The 16,518-nt window shown below is 63.8% G+C and carries 11 protein-coding genes; 2 read left to right on the top strand and 9 right to left on the bottom strand.

Translation table 11 applies throughout. From position 1 onward, the window contains the following. Positions 1 to 16: 16 nt before the first annotated feature. The gene (gene fliQ / locus V6F88_RS01655; protein ID WP_006219058.1) at positions 17 to 286 is read left to right on the top strand and encodes a flagellar biosynthesis protein FliQ; all 270 of its coding nucleotides are present in this window, start codon (positions 17 to 19) and stop codon (positions 284 to 286) included. A 34-nt stretch (positions 287 to 320) separates the two neighbouring features. Next, positions 321 to 1,109, top strand: a complete 789-nt coding sequence (fliR, locus tag V6F88_RS01650; RefSeq protein ID WP_046807478.1) for a flagellar biosynthetic protein FliR — start codon at positions 321 to 323, stop codon at positions 1,107 to 1,109. A gap of 331 nt (positions 1,110 to 1,440) precedes the next feature. Here fliR and V6F88_RS01645 read toward each other — a convergent pair whose 3' ends face one another. From V6F88_RS01645 to V6F88_RS01605, 9 genes are all read right to left on the bottom strand, one after another. Beyond that, complete coding sequence (locus tag V6F88_RS01645; RefSeq protein ID WP_332607619.1) at positions 1,441 to 2,598, bottom strand: T6SS immunity protein Tli4 family protein; 1,158 nt, start codon at positions 2,596 to 2,598, stop codon at positions 1,441 to 1,443. 11 nt (positions 2,599 to 2,609) lie between these two features. Next, positions 2,610 to 3,809: a T6SS immunity protein Tli4 family protein gene (locus V6F88_RS01640; RefSeq protein ID WP_332607618.1), complete on the bottom strand. Its 1,200-nt coding sequence runs from the start codon at positions 3,807 to 3,809 to the stop codon at positions 2,610 to 2,612. Further along, entirely contained in the window at positions 3,806 to 5,518 is a 1,713-nt protein-coding gene (locus V6F88_RS01635) for an esterase/lipase family protein (protein ID WP_332607617.1), read from the bottom strand. Before V6F88_RS01635 ends, V6F88_RS01640 begins: the two co-directional genes overlap by 4 nt. Next, positions 5,515 to 8,106 (bottom strand): type VI secretion system Vgr family protein, encoded by a 2,592-nt coding sequence (locus tag V6F88_RS01630; RefSeq protein WP_442880123.1) that lies wholly within the window; start codon positions 8,104 to 8,106, stop codon positions 5,515 to 5,517. The genes V6F88_RS01635 and V6F88_RS01630 overlap by 4 nt, the downstream gene beginning before the upstream one ends. A 90-nt stretch (positions 8,107 to 8,196) precedes the next feature. Continuing rightward, positions 8,197 to 9,792 (bottom strand): methyl-accepting chemotaxis protein, encoded by a 1,596-nt coding sequence (locus V6F88_RS01625; RefSeq protein WP_332607615.1) that lies wholly within the window; start codon positions 9,790 to 9,792, stop codon positions 8,197 to 8,199. Positions 9,793 to 10,129: 337 nt separating this feature from the next. After that, a complete protein-coding gene (locus V6F88_RS01620) occupies positions 10,130 to 11,860 on the bottom strand; it encodes a methyl-accepting chemotaxis protein (protein ID WP_046807734.1) in 1,731 nt (576 codons plus the stop codon). A 137-nt stretch (positions 11,861 to 11,997) separates the two neighbouring features. After that, positions 11,998 to 12,465 (bottom strand): hypothetical protein, encoded by a 468-nt coding sequence (locus V6F88_RS01615; protein WP_332607614.1) that lies wholly within the window; start codon positions 12,463 to 12,465, stop codon positions 11,998 to 12,000. Positions 12,466 to 12,494: 29 nt separating this feature from the next. Further along, positions 12,495 to 14,360 (bottom strand): methyl-accepting chemotaxis protein, encoded by a 1,866-nt coding sequence (locus tag V6F88_RS01610; RefSeq protein WP_332607612.1) that lies wholly within the window; start codon positions 14,358 to 14,360, stop codon positions 12,495 to 12,497. A gap of 110 nt (positions 14,361 to 14,470) precedes the next feature. Then, the gene (locus V6F88_RS01605; RefSeq protein WP_332607611.1) at positions 14,471 to 16,480 is read right to left on the bottom strand and encodes a methyl-accepting chemotaxis protein; all 2,010 of its coding nucleotides are present in this window, start codon (positions 16,478 to 16,480) and stop codon (positions 14,471 to 14,473) included. Positions 16,481 to 16,518 lie beyond the last annotated feature (38 nt).

The raw sequence follows: 16,518 nt of genomic DNA, 5'->3' as shown, positions 1-16,518 counted from the left end.
CGCCGGAGCAATCGCCATGACCGCTGAAACCGTCATGACCATGGCCTACCAGGCGATGAAGATCGTCCTGGCGATGGCCGGCCCGCTGCTGCTGGTGGTGCTGGTGGTGGGCCTGGTCATCAGTATTTTCCAGGCGGCCACGCAGATCAACGAAATGACGCTGTCGTTCATTCCGAAGCTGCTGGCCATGTGCGGCGTGCTGGTGCTGCTGGGCCCGTGGCTCATCGGCGTCATGGTCGACTACATCCGGCAGCTGATCGGCCAGATTCCCATGCTGGTGTCCTGAGCGGCCCGCGCCGCCCGGCCCCGGACGTTTCCCCATGATCGCCTTCACGCTCGAACAGCTCAACGGCTGGATCGGCCAGTTTCTCTGGCCCTTCGTGCGTATCCTGGCGCTGATCGGCACCGCACCGCTGTTCTCGGAATCCGCCGTTCCCGTCAAGGTGAAGGTCGGCCTGTCTTTCGTGCTGGCCGTGGCGGTAAGCCCCGCGCTGGACCCCATGCCGCCGATCTCACCGGGCTCGTATGCCGGGCTGTGGATGGTGATGCAGCAGGTGCTGATCGGCATCGCCATGGGCTTCACGATGCGCATCGTATTCGCCGCCGTGCAGACGGCCGGCGAATTCGTCGGCCTGCAAATGGGCTTGTCGTTCGCCTCGTTCTTCGACCCCAGCGCCGGCGCCAACACCGCTGTGCTGTCGCGCCTGTTCAACATGGTGGCGATGCTGACCTTCCTGGCGCTGGACGGCCACCTGCTGGTGCTGGCCGCCCTGGTGCGATCGTTCGACACGCTGCCGGTGGCCGCGATCCAGCTGCACCAGAACGGCTGGGGCGTCGTGGTGGAATGGGGCAAGACTGTCTTCGTCTCTGGCCTGCTGCTGGCACTGCCGCTGATTTGCGCGCTGCTGACCATCAACCTGGCGATGGGCATCCTGAACCGCGCCGCCCAGCAACTGTCCGTGTTCTCGGTAGGCTTTCCGGTCACCCTCATCATCGGCGTCACCGTGCTGACGGTGGTGCTACCCCACGCGGGGCCGTTTCTGGAAACGCTATTCGAATCGGGGCTGGGCGCGATGAGCCGCGTGGTGGATGCGTTGGCGGGCCGGTAGGGCCTTGCCCCTAAGATGCTGGCGGGTTGGTAGGACGGCGCCGCCTCGACGCTGGAGGACCGATAGGACCGCGCCGCCTTGACGCTAGAAGACCGATAGGGCCGCGCCGCTGCGACGCTGGAGGACCGATAGGACCGCGCCGCCTTGACGCTAGCAGACCGATAGGACCGCGCCGCCTTGAAGCTGGCAGACCGATAGGACCGCGCCGCTGCGACGCTAGCAGACCGATAGGGCCGCGCCTCCTCGACGCAGGCGAGATTGATCGATTTCGCTGCTGCTGGCTAGATCCATCAAAACGCCTTCACCAGCCGCCACACCACGGCTTGACCGCCTACCGAGGCAGAATCTGGCCATGCATGAAGGTCCGCTCACGTTCCTGCGCCACGCCGTCGCACTTCCAGATGCCCGGCCAGGGACAAGGCGTGCCGGACGCCGCAGTCATGCCTGTGTTCGCAGTGCCCTGGCTTGACGAGGCGCCCGCCGCGCCGGGACGCAGGCGAATGGATTCGACGATCGCGTCCCACAACGCCACGGCCTCCGCGTCCGATACAAACGCGGGCGGCGGCGGGTTGCCTTGGTTGTCGCGATTGCGCTCCAGGACGCCCAACTGTGCGGCCAGATTCGGCTCCGTGATCGAGTCATCCTTGCCCTGCGATTCCCAGGTAAACGAGTAAAGCCGCTGCCCTTCCTGGCTGCCCGCCGTGGCGTATTCCTCGGCCTGGATCGGGCCGATGTTGCGCTCGCCTTTGCGCAAGGTGGTCATGCCCGCGACCAGCTTGGCGACGCCCATCAGGAAGCCGCCCATCCTTTCCAGCAAGCGGTTTTCTTCGGCGCCGGTGCTGGAGCGGAATAGGAACTGCGCGCCGGGATGGTTGGGGAAGGTCACGCCAATTCGAAAGCTCTCCACTTGGAATGCGCTGCCGGCGATGAAGCCGCCGTCGATGCAAAAGCCGGGGTCGGTCGGAATTTCCAACGGTTCGCGTGAACGCAGGTTGCTGGTCCAGTTTCTTACGTACCCAAAAGTCATCTCTTCGCGATCGGGCGATACAAGATGTTCCAACCGCAAAATACGTCCCGCCGGTTGTGCCACCGCATAGATCTCAAGGCGGTAGGCCTCCAAACTGTAGTCCGCGTACCAGGAAGAGAGTCCCATCGCGTCGGGACCGAAGGCGATGCGACGTAAGAACAAACTGCCGTTACTCTTTTGATGCGGCTGTGCCTTGAGATCACGCTCTCTTGCAGCGAGGACGTCGCCAAGTGCCGAAGCCCGTTCTGTCATCCACTTCAGCGGGTCACCCCACAGCCTGTAACTGGGTCTGATAACTGCATTCGCGGGAAGGTCGATCACATACCGGCCAAAACAGTGCGTGATCCATCCATCTTTATTCACGTTGGAACTCCGGGATGGGGTCGGGAACGCGGCGCAGCCGGGCAAAGCCAGGGAAGTGGCAACGCCAGCAGCAATCAGTGCTCGAAACACGGGATTCATATCGCTGCCTATCAGAACGCTTTGACCAGCCGCCACGGCACTACACGCCCGTCGACCAGCGGTAGGATCTGGCCATGCATGAAGGTCCGCTCACGTTCCTGCGCCGCGCCGTCGCACTTCCAGATGCCAGGCCACGGACAAGGCGTGCCGGACGCCGCAGTCATGCCTGTGTTCGCAGTGCCCTGGCTTGACGAGGCGCCCGCCGCGCCGGGACGCAAGCGAATGGATTCGACGATCGCGTCCCACAACGCCACGGCCTCCGCGTCCGATACAAACGCGGGCGGCGGCGGGTTGCCTTGGTTGTCGCGGTCGCGCCCCAGGACGCCCAACTGTGCGGCGAGATTCGGCTCCGTGATCGAGTCATCCTTGCCCTGCGATTCCCAGGTAAAGGAGTAAAGCCGCTGCCCTTCCTGGCTACCCGCCGTGGCGTATTCCTCGGCCTGGATCGGGCCGATGTTGCGCTCGCCTTTGCGCAAGGTGGTCATGCCCGCGACCAGCTTGGCAACGCCCATCAGGAAGCCGCCCATCCTTTCCAGCAAGCGGTTCTCTTCGGCGCCGGTGCTGGAGCGGAATAGGAACTGCGCGCCGGGATGGTTGGGGAAGGTCACGCCAACCTCGAACTCTTCGACTTGGAATGCGCTGCCGGCGATGAAGGCTCCGTCGATGCAAAAGCCGGGGTCGGTAGGAATTTCCAGCGGTTCGCGCGAACGCAGGTTACTGGTCCAGGTCTTTGCGCGTTGCATCGCGCGCTCTTCGCGGTCAGGTGATATCGGAACTTTTAGGCGGAACACTCGGCCGGCGGGCTCAGCAACAGCGTAGGTGTCTAGAAGATACGCCTCGTCGCTAAAGTCCACGTACCAAGAATAAAGACCCGTTGATGTCGGGCTAAGCGCAACGCGACGAACGAACATGGTCCCACCTGATTTCAAGTGAGGTTGCGCTTTCAATTCACGCTCTCGAACATTCATGACGTCATCAAGCGCCGATGCCGGATCTTTGAGTGATTCCAGCTGGATACCCCACAGCTTATAACTTGGCCTAACGACAGCATCCGGTGGAAGATCGATAACATACCGACCAAAGCAGTGCGTAATCCATTCGTCTTTTTTCACGACGACATTCCGAGAGTGAGTTGAAAAGGAGGTGCAGCCGGAGAGCATCAGGAAAGCCGCCAAGCCAACAGCAATCAACGCTCGACTTTGGTTGGTCATGTCGCCCCCTTGTCAGAAGGATGCCAGTTTGCGAGCTGCGCAATTTTTATGATGCTGAATATTGCCGCCCATTGAGCGCGCTCATCAACATAGCTATCTGCGTGTTCGTAACCCTCGTCTTTGTTGTAGTCGCCGTAGCCTTTACTGCCGTGCCGGAAACTTGCTTTTATGCCGCTTCTTCCCGGCAACCGGCCGGAATCTGTTGACACGGTTCCATCTCCTCCACTGCCGTGAGTGTCCTGGCCCTGCGCAGTCCAAGCCGGCGTCGTAGGGATCAAAGTGGGGAGCTTGCGTTCGAACCAATCCTGGTAGCTGCCATTGCCATCGTCGCGAGGCTGGGCACCGAACATTTCCAAGGGTGTGGGATCGCCTTGCCAGATAATCTCGCGCCAACTATGCAATCCATCATCGGCCCCGTAATGGGCATACGTGTGGGGGTGATAGCCTCCGGCCGCCAGGGCACCTTGAAATTTGGCAACTTGATCCAGTTGGATTTTGAAGGTCTTCCGCAGATCCAAGTCAATCGCCGACCCCTCCGACTTCTCCAACATATTCAAATACTTCGTGTTCTGCTCCGGCACCAAGCCATACCACGCCTCAGTCCTATAAATTTCCTCGTACGGATTCCCGCGTTGCGGATAGGCGCGGGGAACACCGGCTGCGTCTTTCAACACCTGCCCCTTGGCATCGCGCAGGAACAGCCATGGCATGCCGCCTCGGTGCTGCGTCGTGGGTAGCAATTCCAGGCCGCCCGGTGAACGCCCCACGACCGCGGTGACCTCGCCGGCGTTGGATCCCAGGATGATCTGAACCGCGCCTTCGTAGCCGCAGCGCATGTGGTGATAGGCTGCCGGTGCGCCGCTGGCGGGCTGCACGCCGTGGACTACGCCCAGCACGCGGTCGTACCCCTGCAACTGGGTCAGCGCGCGGCTGACGATGCCGCCCATCGAGTGCGTGACCAGGATCACCTTCATGCTGTCGGCTTGCTCGGCGCTGATGCCGCCTTCGTCGCGGTAATGGGCTAGCACCGTGTTTTCGATGTAGTCGCGGATGTCTGCTGCGGAATCCGCATTGGATTGCAGCCAGTTGTAGCCGCCGCACCAGACGTCGAACTGGTATTTGCCGGCGCGGATCAGTTCATCTTCTGTCAGCGCGGTGACCTGGCCCCGTTCCTCGCCGTATTCCGCTGGTTCGCGCAGGCTTTCTTCGTTCCACCATTCCTGAATTTTTCGAGCGCGATAGATGTTGTCCAGCCGTTGTTCCAAGCGGGCCAGGAACGGGTGGTAGTACATCTTGTGAGCGCTGCCCCACCCGCGTCGTCGCGCCGCGTCGGCGTTTAGCCCAGAATCGCCCAGACTGATCGGGCCGCTGCCGTCCACCTCGACGGCCACCGGATCCAACAGCTTCTGGCGAACTTTTGGACCCCGACTCCACCAGGTGAAGATCGCAGCAATCAGCCCGAAAATATCGGCAATTGAAAAGCTGGTATTCGGCGGTTGCCATACCGTCGCCTTGGTCGCTTTGTTCCGCAAATTCGTACCCATAACCCCGGGCAGAAACACCACTGGTATCGGCGCCGGCACGGAGCACAGCAGCACCTTGTCGCGCTTGTCTTCTGTCGGCGTCAGGCGTGTTGAATACACTCGCCGGCCCAGGTCGTCGCGTGTACACGGAATCAGCACCTCGTCGTCGGGCAGCATCGGCTTCATGCATTTTCCTTGCGATTGTCTTGTGCGTCGGAATCAGCCGACACGGTGCGCATGCTGACCAGGTCCATCAACAGATCCTGCTGCCTGGGCAGGCGGCCCTGGGCGTCGGTGACCACCTGCAAGATGGCGCCGTCACCCCGGCGCAATTCCACCTTGGTGTGCGCCAGCGGCTCTAGGCTGGCGGCGTCTCGCACGACGTAGGCGTCGTCGAAGGGCGTTGCGTCCCAGGTGTTGAATTCCATTGACGCGCTGCTTGGCCCCGAAAAAACGTGCTGCGCGGCCTTCACCGTGAATGTGCCCGGCATGCCCAGTTCGATATTGCCGTCGGCAATCTTGATCGTCGCCCCGCCGCACAACAGCGTGATGTGTTTGTCGGCGGCGACCAGCACGTGTTGTTGGCTGGACGTGATTTCCGCGCTTTGATCGGCCTGGATGCGAATGGCGTTGTGCTGCGCCTGTAGCAGCATTTCGCCTTGATGCGCGATCTGGCGCAGGGCACCGCCTTGCGAGAACAGGCCCAGGTCACCGCCCGCGTTCAGCACGATCTTGTCGCCCGCGCTGACCTGCTGATGCTGCTGCGCGACGCTGTCCACATTGCCACCGGCCGACATCACGATGCCTGCCGGGGTGGCGGCGGCGATGCCGGCTGGGGCGCTTAGCGCGATGGCGCCAGCGTCGCCTTGGCCCGCGTCGTCCGACTGGTTATTGGCGCCGTGGCCCAGGTCGCGCACCGCATGCGACAGGGATTGCTGCGGCTGGGCGTCGTGGGCAACGCCCTCGTGCTTTTCGGCGTAATCCCCCAGGTTGCGGGCGAGTTCCAGCGCCGCTTGCAATGCCGCGACGATATCGGACCGGTCCAACTGCCCGCCCTTGGCGCGCAGTTGCGTCTCGGCCGTCAACAACAACCCCTTCGCCGCCCGCAGCGCTCCGTGTTCATCCGTGCGCAGTTCGAACCCTTCACCGCGAGCTTGCCCACCGCTTGGACGCGGGTGCGTCAAATAGCCCAGATGCAGCTGCGTGTCGCCGTGTTCACTCATCAACGCCGCGCTGATCTGCGCGGACGTGTCATCCAGCCGCAATTCGTTCGCGCGATCGCCCCTGAATTCCTTGCTCTTAATGGTGTTCAGGACGTTGTGCCGTGGCAGTTCATACGGTGGCAGATTGGTCGCCCGGAAAGTTCTGCCGATTATCAGCGGCTGGTCCGGGTCGCCGTTTGCGAATTGCACGATGACCTCTTGTCCGATGCGAGGTATCGCCATGTGACCCCACTGCGCACCGGCCCAGTTTTGCGATACGCGAATCCAGCACGAGCTATGTTCGTCGTGCTCGCCCAAGCGATCCCACGGGAATTGGACTTTGACGCGGCCCCATTCGTCGCAATAGATCTCTTCATTGGGCGGGCCGACCACCGTCGCCATCTGATGGCCGTCGATGCGGGGTTTGGGTAAGGGCTCGGGTTTCCAGTCGACCTTGTCGGGCACCAGTTCAGCGGTGTAGCGGTATTGTGTGCCGTGCTCCGGGCGATATTCCGAGCGGTGCATCGGGCCATGATCCAGCCCGCCTTGCTGACCGTTTTCGGCTCCGAACCCGTCTTCTTCCTGGCTGGCAGGCTGCACGCCCCGATGTTGCATCCGCACGGGTCGCCAGCCGTGGTTCCAATCTTCACGAGGATGGCCGACCAGATCAAATGCCACGCCAGGAACCAGGCGCGCGTCGTCCCCTTCGACCACCGCCACGCGCGCGTCGCGGCGGCGGCCCAGCAAGCGCGTCTGGGTAAACGGCCGACCTGCTTCGTCGCGTTTGTAGCGGCCGGGATAGTCGTAGCGTTCGTACCGGGCATCCTGATGAGAAAGATCCGATGCAACCGGCGAATGTTCCTGGCTATAGCGCGGATGCGTGTAGGTGTAGTCGCGTTGCGTCTGCACGGCGGTGCGCACGCGCTCTGCATAAGAAAACCGATGCAACGCGGGTTCCGCCTGATCACCGCCCGGCATTGGGTTGTAAACCACCGGCCCGCCCGCGATCTCGCCGTGGATGTAAATCCGGTCGCCATGAATCAAGCGGTGCCCATGCGCGGAATGCGCGTAGCGATAGAAATACCCTTCCTCGGCCGCTAGCCTGTCGATAAACGCCAAGTCCGTGTCGCCTGCCTGCACGCAATATTCGCGCGGCAGGTGGGCATCGGTAGTGATCTGCTCGTAGTCGGTAATGCCTTGGCGCTTGATCACGTCCGCCATGATCTCCGGCACGCAAAGATGCTGATAGATGCGCCAGTCCGAACACAGCGCGGCACGCGCCAAAGACGGTTCCAGCACCAGCCGATACCGCGTGCGCCGAAAGCCCGTGTCGCCTTGAACGAATTCAGTGACGACGCCGTGTACGTGGCGCACCGGCAGCGCCCCGCGCCATATCGTGAACAGGGCCGGCTGATCCAGCAGCGCGCCGAAATCCACCGCGGGATCAAAGCTGGACAATTCCACGAATAGCCGATACGTCTCGGACAGCGCCTCGTCCAGCGTGAATTCAATGACGTCAAACGCCGCGCCGCTGGCGGGCGTGAACGTAAAGCGATAAATGTGCGCCTGCAATGACACTGGCCCCTCCCGGACGAATCCAATGAGAGGGGCCAGTGTGCGCAGCCAAGGCGCTGCGCGTCTATAGGAGGCTTACGAAATCGGCTACGGGTGGCCCGTCAGGCGGAACACGCGGATGGTCTCGCGCAGCGCGCCGGACTGAGTGCCCAGCTGCATCACCGCGCCGCCCAGTTCCTGCACCAGCGCCGTGTTCTGCACGGTCATCACGTCCATCTGCGACACGGCGGTATCCACCTGCTCGATGCCGCTGGATTGTTCCTGAGACGCTTGCGAGATCTCGCCGATGATGTCTGTGACCCGATTCACGGCGGCCACGATTTCTTCCATGGTCGCGCCGGCCTGCTCCGCTTGCGCCGAGCCTTCCGACACGCGGTCCACGGAGTCCTCGATCAACCCCTTGATCTCCTTGGCCGCCTGCGCGCTTTTTTGCGCCAGGCTGCGCACCTCGCCCGCCACCACCGCAAAGCCCTTGCCAGTTTCACCGGCGCGGGCCGCTTCCACCGCGGCGTTCAGTGCCAGGATGTTGGTCTGGAACGCGATGCCTTCAATGATGCTGACAATGTCCGAGATCTTGCGCGAGCTGGCCGAAATACCGTGCATGGTGTCCACCACCTGGCCCACCGCCACGCCGCCGCGCCGCGCCACGTCCATACTGCTGGCCGCCAACTGATTGGCCTGGCGGGCGTTGTCCGCGTTCTGGCGCACGGTGGACGTCAGCTGTTCCATGCTGGCGGCGGTCTGCTGCAATGAAGACGCCTGCCCTTCCGTGCGGCCGGCCAGTTCCTGGTTGCCGCGCGCGATGTGCACGGCTGCATGGGTCGTGCCTTCGATGCCGCGATAGACGTCTTGCGCGATGCCGATCAGGCTCTTGCGCATGACTTCCAGCGAGAACTTCAAGCTGCCGACTTCGTCATCCGAGTCCGCAATGATTTGCGTGGTCAGGTTGCCGGCGGCGACCTGACGCGCCATGTTGGCCGCGTCCAGCATCGGGTCCAGCAAGGAACGCGACAAGCTCCAACCCATGCCGAAGATGGCGATCACGCCCAGCGCGATTGCCCCGCAACCCAGGCCGGCGCCCCACGCGCCCAGGCTGTCCCAATTGGCGTGCAGGCCGTACGCGCCCGCGCCCGCCACGATGCCGGCGGACACCAGGGCATGGCGGAACATCCGGCTGCGCACGCTGCGCCGGAACGGAAACGCGATCACATCCAGGCCACGCCGCCAGCCGGCGCGCACCGGCCGACCGCGCTTGATGCGGACGCCGTGCGCCGTGCCCTCGCGAATGCGGGCGTAGAGTTCTTCGGCCATCTCGATCTGTTCGTCGGACGGGCGCACGCGCACGGACGAATACGCCACCACTTCGTCGTTCTCGACGATGGGCGTGGCGTTGGCCAGCACCCAGTAGTAGCCACCGTCCTTGCGACGATTCTTGACCAGGCCCAACCACGACTCGCCGGCTTCCAGCGTTTCCCACAGATCTTCGTAGGCTTCGGGCGGCATGTCGGGATGGCGCACGATGTTGTGCGGCTTGCCGATCAGTTCTTCGCGGGTAAAACCGCTGACTTCGACAAAAGCCGGGTTCGCGTAAACGATGCGGCCCTTGGTGTCGGTGCGCGAGATCAGATACTGATCTTCGCGCAGCTTGGTTTCCACATCGTTGATGGGTAGGTTTACGCGCACAGCTAGTCTCCAGTGACATCTATAGAGCAGCGAATGATTAGCAGCGAGCAAACCGGCCGTAACGCCCCGGATAAACCTGTCCCCGCCCGGTTTGTCTGATGGACGCGCCCGCGAGCGCCGCCCTATCGTCAAACACTGTTCACCGCCCTTCCCCAGGCGTTATTGTTATTAACGGTCTTATTTTCGAAAACTTAACGTGCGTATTAATTCGCCGCGTGGGCGTCGGCACGTCAGAGCATTGCAACGTCACAGCATTGCAACGTCACGACATTGCATCGTGACGCCATCCGGCATGACGTTCCCGCCGAGGTCTGCCCCGGCGGGAAAGCTGTGGGAATCAGCCCTGCGTCAGCGTCGGCGACGCGTAGCCGCTGAGTTGATGCGCGGGCACTTCAATGACTTCACCCGCGTTGATCTTGAACACGGCCACGGCTTCGGCCAGGCGATGCGCCTGGTCTTGCAGCGAACCGGCGGCAGCGGCCGCTTCTTCCACCAACGCCGCGTTCTGCTGCGTCACTTCATCCATTTGCGACACGGCGCGGTTGACCTGGTCGATGCCGCTGGACTGCTCTTCCGAGGCCGCCGAGATCTCGCCCATGATGTCGGTCACGCGCTTCACCGAGGCCACGATTTCCTGCATCGTCGCACCGGCGCGTTCCACCTGCTGCGAACCGGCGCCGACCTTGTGCACCGAGTCTTCGATCAAGCCCTTGATTTCCTTGGCGGCCTGAGCGCTGCGCTGGGCCAACGAGCGCACTTCGCCCGCCACCACCGCAAAGCCCTTGCCTTGCTCGCCGGCGCGCGCCGCTTCCACGGCGGCGTTCAGCGCCAGAATGTTCGTCTGGAAAGCGATGCCGTCAATGACGGACACGATTTCCGAGATCTTGCGCGAGCTGGCGGAAATGCCCTGCATCGTGCTGACCACTTCCGACACCGCAGAACCACCACGCTCGGCCACGTCCGACGCGCTGGCGGCCAGCTGATTGGCCTGGCGCGCGTTGTCGGCGTTCTGCTTCACGGTAGACGCCAGTTCTTCCATCGACGCCGCGGTTTCTTCCAGCGATGCCGCCTGCTCTTCCGTGCGGCTGGACAAGTCCGTGTTGCCGGCCGCGATCTCGCGCGAGCCCACGGTGATCTCATCCACGCCACGGCGCACCGTCGCCACCGTGCGCGACAGGCTTTCCTGCATGCGCTTGACGGCAGCCATCAGCTGGCCGATTTCGTTGTGCGATTTGACTTCCACGCGGCTGGTCAGGTCGCCCGCGGCGATCTTGTCGAAGTGCTGGCCGGCTTCGACCAAGGGGCGCACCACCAGGCGGCCGAACAGAATGCGGCAGAACACCATCAACAACAGGGCCAGGCCCACGGCGACGCCCACGGCAACCATGGCGCGGTTGAAGTTGGCTTCGGCCTGGTCGATCGTGGCTTGCTGCTGGTCGCCGATGTACTTGCTGAAGTCGCTGATCGCCTCGATGAAGGCGGCGCTGCGCGGCGTGCCGTATTCGTTGTTCACCATGTAGAACGTCGAATAGTCTTCGCTGCGCAGGGCTTCGACCATCGTGTCGACGCCGTCGTCAATGTACGAGCGATAGCGACGCACCAGGTTCATCGACAGCTGGCGGCCGGTGTCGTCCTGAAGCATGTTTTTCTGGAAGTCCGAGAAGCGGCTGCGCACGCCCGTCAGCAGGTCGGTAGCGCCCTTGAGCGCGGCGGCTGCATCGCGTGCCGAGTTCTCGCCGCTGCCCCAACCCGATTCCTGCAAGTGGCGCGCGGCCACCATCAGGCTGACGCGGGCGCGCAGCATGTCGCTGTTGATGACCTCGACCTGCTTGGCACGTTCGGTCAGCGCGTTGACTTCGCGGATGGACTCGTAGTTGTGCTGCAAGAAGAATGCCGCCAGACCGCCGACGGCCGCGATCAAAATCGCGAAGAACGCCATGACCCACAGCAGCATCGTACCGACGCGGGCGTCGCGCAGCCGTAGCTTGCGTTTCACCTTGGGTGCGCGCGCGGCCTTTTTCTTGCCGCCTTTGCCGGCCTTTGCGCCGGATTCGAGACTCGCTTCCATATTATTTCCCCATCCCTCAGGAACTGCTCTGACCAAATGAAAAACCACCTTGTGGACACGCCCTGTTACACGGCGGGTACATTCAAGGCGACGTACATTGCGGCGCCCGCCGCAATGCTCTCTACCGGACTCCAGCGCTACTTGCCTTTCGGCGCCAACACGGCCGGTTCGCCCGGACCAGGTATGTAGATGGTTTGGACCTCGGGTTCGGCCATGGGCTGCGCCCAATCCTGACGCACGTCAGGCATGGGCGCGGGGCCCAGCAACTTCTGGCGTTCCCAAGGTTCCAGCAGAATATTGGTGCTGTCGACCAGCCGCATCAGGCGGCCATCGGGGCCGAACTGCAGCAGCGCTTCCTTGCGGCTGTACAGCCCATCGGCGACAAACGTGATCTTGAAGGACCAGAGGGCAAGCTGCGTGCCGTCGGTCTGTCTGTATAGCTTGTCAGGCGGCGCGGTGAGCGCGCGCGAGGCTTCTTCCAGCGTCGTCTGGCCGGGAGTCAGGGTGCCCAGCTTGCCGGGGTCAAAGTTATGACCCGTGGCCGCGCAGCCGCCCAACAACAACGCGATGGCGGCGGCCGCCAGAAGATGTCTATAGCCTCGCATACCTTACCTGTTCGCCGGCTGCGCCGGCATCAAAAAGATTCCCAGTCGTCGTCGGACGGCGCCGCGCGGCGGCTGGGCGCGGGCGCCGGCTTGGCCTCGCCGGCGGAAGCCGCCGGGCGCGGCGCGGGACGGCGCAACGGACGTGTCGCGGTGGCGCCTTCGGCGGCTGCCGCCGGCTTGGCGCGCGGGGCATGCGTCAGGCGCACGGCCGGCGCGGCGCGTGCCGGTGCCGGCGCTTCGGCAGGCGCCTCGGGCGCGGCAGCCGGTGCGGCCACGCGCGGCGCGCGACGCTGCGGTTGCTGCTGCGCCAGCTGGCGAGCCGGCACTTCGATGACTTCGCCCGCGTTGATCTTGAACACGGCCACGGCCTGGACCAGGCGTTCAGCCTGCTCTTGCAGCGAACCCGCCGCGGCGGCCGCTTCTTCCACCAACGCCGCGTTCTGCTGCGTGACTTCGTCCATCTGCGACACGGCGCGATTGACCTGGTCGATGCCGCTGGACTGCTCGTCCGAGGCTGCCGAGATTTCGCCCATGATGTCCGTCACACGCTTCACCGAGGCCACGATTTCCTGCATGGTCGCGCCTGCGCGTTCGACCTGCTGCGAGCCCGCGCCAACCTTGTTGACGGAGTCTTCGATCAAGCCCTTGATTTCCTTGGCGGCCTGCGCGCTGCGCTGCGCCAGCGAGCGCACTTCGCCCGCCACCACCGCAAAGCCCTTGCCCTGCTCGCCCGCGCGCGCCGCTTCCACGGCGGCGTTCAGCGCCAGGATGTTGGTCTGGAAAGCGATGCCGTCGATGACGGAAACGATTTCCGAGATCTTGCGCGAGCTGGCCGAGATGTCGTGCATGGTGTTGACCACTTCCGACACCGCCGACCCGCCCCGCTCGGCCACGTCCGACGCGCTGGCGGCCAGTTGATTGGCCTGGCGCGCGTTGTCGGCGTTCTGCTTGACGGTGGACGCCAGCTGTTCCATCGACGCGGCGGTTTCCTGCAGGGAAGCGGCCTGCTGCTCGGTGCGGCTGGACAGGTCTGTGTTGCCGGCCGAGATTTCACGCGAGCCCACGTTGATCTCGTCCACGCCCCGGCGCACGGCCGAGACAGTGCGCGTCAGGCTTTCCTGCATGCGCTTGACGGCCGCCATCAGATGGCCGATTTCGTTGGACGAGGTGGCTTCCACGCGCACGGTCAGGTCGCCGCCCGCGATCTTGTCAAAGCTCTCGCTGACGGCACGCAAGGGGCGCAGGATCACGCGGTTCATGAATAGGAAGGCGCCCAGCGACACGGCCAGGATCAGCACGGCCAGGCCCAGGTACACAAACGTCATCGTGGACGCCTGCGAGCGGGCGGCCTGTACTTCTTGTTCGCTGAACGTATTGATGTTGCCGGCAAAATCGCTCAGCTGCTTGAAGAACGCACCGCTGGCGGCGCCCGCCTTGGTGTTCTTCAGCGTCAGGTACGTCGCAGCGTCGCCCTTGTCCAGCGCGCCCATCATGGCTTGCAAGGCGCCCGAGAAGGCGTTGAACGTCGAAATCAGTTCCCCTTCCGCCGTCTTGCCCATGGTCGTCAGCTTGGGCACGGCCTTGAACGCTTCCATCTTCTTGTTGGCGTCGCCGATCAGTTGCTGCACGGTGCGCGAGTTGTCGGCGGCGCCGTTCGCGTCGCCCGCCGCACGTTGCGCGGCGGCGATGTCGGCACGGATCGTGGCGCGCAGCATCTGCGTGTACGCGTCCTTGATCAGATTGCTTTGCTGCACGCTCAGCGAATCCAGCGCGTTGATCGTGACAGCACTGGCCTGCATGCTGTTCCAGCCCAAACCAATTGCAACCAGTGCGGCGACGGCAACTGCCAACTGAGCGAGCATCAAGCCCGTGCGCACCTTCAGATTGCTAAACATGTTCCAAGAGTTCCGGTAGTCGTCCCGACGGCACGCTGTGGCCGCCGGTCCGTAAAGGGGAAGTACTGTTCGTAATCGACTGCCTGTTCAATGCACTGACGTGGGGTGCGTCAGAAAGACTCCCAATCATCGTCCGCGGGCGGCGGACGGCGGCTGGCGGATGACGCGGCAGGCGACGTTGCCGCCCCGCCCGCGCCGGCACCGTCAGCGCGCGTCGCCGGGCGGCGCAACGGACGCACCACCGTCGCGGCGGTAGCCGCCGGCTTGGGGCGCGCCACCTGGGTCTTGCGCGGCGCGGGCGCAGGCGCGGGTGCGGCCTGCGTCGGCGTTTCGTATTCGTCGTCCGACTCGTGCGCTGCGGGCTCGGCCGCGGCCGGCATCGGCTTGGCCAGGCGCGCGGCAGGGGCGCGATGGGCGCTGGACGTGGGGGACGCTGGTTGGCCCTGGGTCGACCCATGGGCCTTTACCGACGACTGCGACGATTGCGACGACTGCGACGACTGCGACGACGATACGCGCGGGGCGCTTTGCTGCGCGGCAAGTTGACGCGCCGGCACTTCGATGACTTCGCCCGCATTGATCTTGAACACCGCCACGGCTTCCGCCAGGCGTTGGGCCTGCTCTTGCAGCGAGCCCGCCGCGGCGGCCGCTTCTTCCACCAGCGCCGCGTTCTGCTGCGTGACTTCGTCCATCTGCGACACGGCGCGGTTGACCTGGTCGATGCCGCTGGATTGTTCTTCCGACGCGGCCGAGATCTCGCCCATGATGTCCGTCACGCGCTTCACCGACGCCACGATTTCCTGCATGGTCGCGCCCGCGCGTTCCACCTGCTGCGAACCGGCGCCAACCTTGCTGACCGAGTCTTCGATCAAGCCCTTGATTTCCTTGGCGGCCTGCGCGCTGCGCTGCGCCAACGAGCGCACCTCGCCCGCCACCACCGCAAAGCCCTTGCCCTGCTCGCCCGCGCGCGCCGCTTCCACGGCGGCGTTCAGCGCCAGGATGTTGGTCTGGAAGGCAATGCCGTCGATCACAGACACGATTTCGGAAATCTTGCGCGAGCTGGCGGAAATGCCCTGCATCGTGCTGACCACTTCCGACACCGCCGAACCACCGCGCTCGGCCACGTCCGACGCGCTGGCGGCCAGCTGATTGGCCTGGCGCGCGTTGTCGGCGTTCTGCTTGACGGTGGACGCCAGTTGTTCCATCGATGCCGCGGTTTCTTCCAGCGACGCCGCCTGTTGTTCCGTACGGCTGGACAGGTCGGTGTTGCCGGCGGAAATTTCCCGCGCGCCCACGTTGATCTCGTCCACGCCACGGCGCACGGTTGCCACGGTGCGCGTCAGGCTCTCCTGCATGCGCTTGATGGCGGCAAACAGCTGGCCGATTTCATTGGTGCTGCGTACGTCGATACGGCCGGTAAAGTCGCCACCCGAAATCTTGTCAAAGTGCTCGCCGGCCTGATGCAACGGACGCAGCACGGTGCGGTTGATGAACAGCCAGCAGCCCAGCGCCAACAGCAGCGACACCGCCAGCAGCGCAATGGTCACCGTGCGCGAGATGCGGTGGTCAGCCTCTGCCTGCACCACCAATTCGTCGGTGCGCGCATCGACAAACTGCAAGACGCCATACACGCCTTCGCGGAAGGCCGTGTTGGCGGCGCCGCCAGCGTCGTTCAGGTCCAGATAATCTTGAATGGCCAGGTTCGCCAACGCGGCGGCCTGACGCTTGTAGACGTCTTCGAACTGCTTGTAGGCGGCTTCCAGCTTTTGCACCTGCGCATCCGAACCCGGCATGCGGGGCGCCTTGCGGAAGGCTTCAAGCTGTTGGTTGCCTTCCTGCATCAACGCGTCGGCGCGCTTGGCCTGCGAGGTGGCCTGCTCGGTCTTGCCCTGCTGCATGTCCATCAGCGAATTGGCCAGCAGCAAGCGGCCCCGCAGGAACGCGGCGTAGGCGCGATTCAGTTGGGTCGCCTGATTGGAGTAGGCGTCATTGACCTGTTCCAGCTTGGCGTTGCTGGAATTGAGCCCCAACCACGCCACGCCGTTCGACGCGAACATGGCGGCCGTGAAGAGCAACAGCACCAGGACGATACAGGTGCGGACTTTCAAATTGACAAGCATGAAATACCCGAGCGTTAAGCAACGTGAAACGACACAAC

Source organism: Achromobacter sp. ESBL13 (assembly GCF_036668755.1).
Lineage (GTDB): Bacteria > Pseudomonadota > Gammaproteobacteria > Burkholderiales > Burkholderiaceae_B > Achromobacter.
Note: the sequence above shows the minus strand (reverse complement) of the source record. Positions and strands in the feature narration are given on the sequence as shown.

Bases quoted from the DNA above. Each gene is read 5' to 3' on its own strand.
- fliQ (WP_006219058.1), top strand. From the start codon at position 17: ATGACCGCTGAAACCGTCATGACCATGGCCTACCAGGCGATGAAGATC.
- fliR (WP_046807478.1), top strand. From the start codon at position 321: ATGATCGCCTTCACGCTCGAACAGCTCAACGGCTGGATCGGCCAGTTT.
- V6F88_RS01645 (WP_332607619.1), bottom strand. From the start codon at position 2,598: ATGAATCCCGTGTTTCGAGCACTGATTGCTGCTGGCGTTGCCACTTCC.
- V6F88_RS01640 (WP_332607618.1), bottom strand. From the start codon at position 3,809: ATGACCAACCAAAGTCGAGCGTTGATTGCTGTTGGCTTGGCGGCTTTC.
- V6F88_RS01635 (WP_332607617.1), bottom strand. From the start codon at position 5,518: ATGAAGCCGATGCTGCCCGACGACGAGGTGCTGATTCCGTGTACACGC.
- V6F88_RS01620 (WP_046807734.1), bottom strand. From the start codon at position 11,860: ATGGAAGCGAGTCTCGAATCCGGCGCAAAGGCCGGCAAAGGCGGCAAG.
- V6F88_RS01615 (WP_332607614.1), bottom strand. From the start codon at position 12,465: ATGCGAGGCTATAGACATCTTCTGGCGGCCGCCGCCATCGCGTTGTTG.
- V6F88_RS01610 (WP_332607612.1), bottom strand. From the start codon at position 14,360: ATGTTTAGCAATCTGAAGGTGCGCACGGGCTTGATGCTCGCTCAGTTG.
- V6F88_RS01605 (WP_332607611.1), bottom strand. From the start codon at position 16,480: ATGCTTGTCAATTTGAAAGTCCGCACCTGTATCGTCCTGGTGCTGTTG.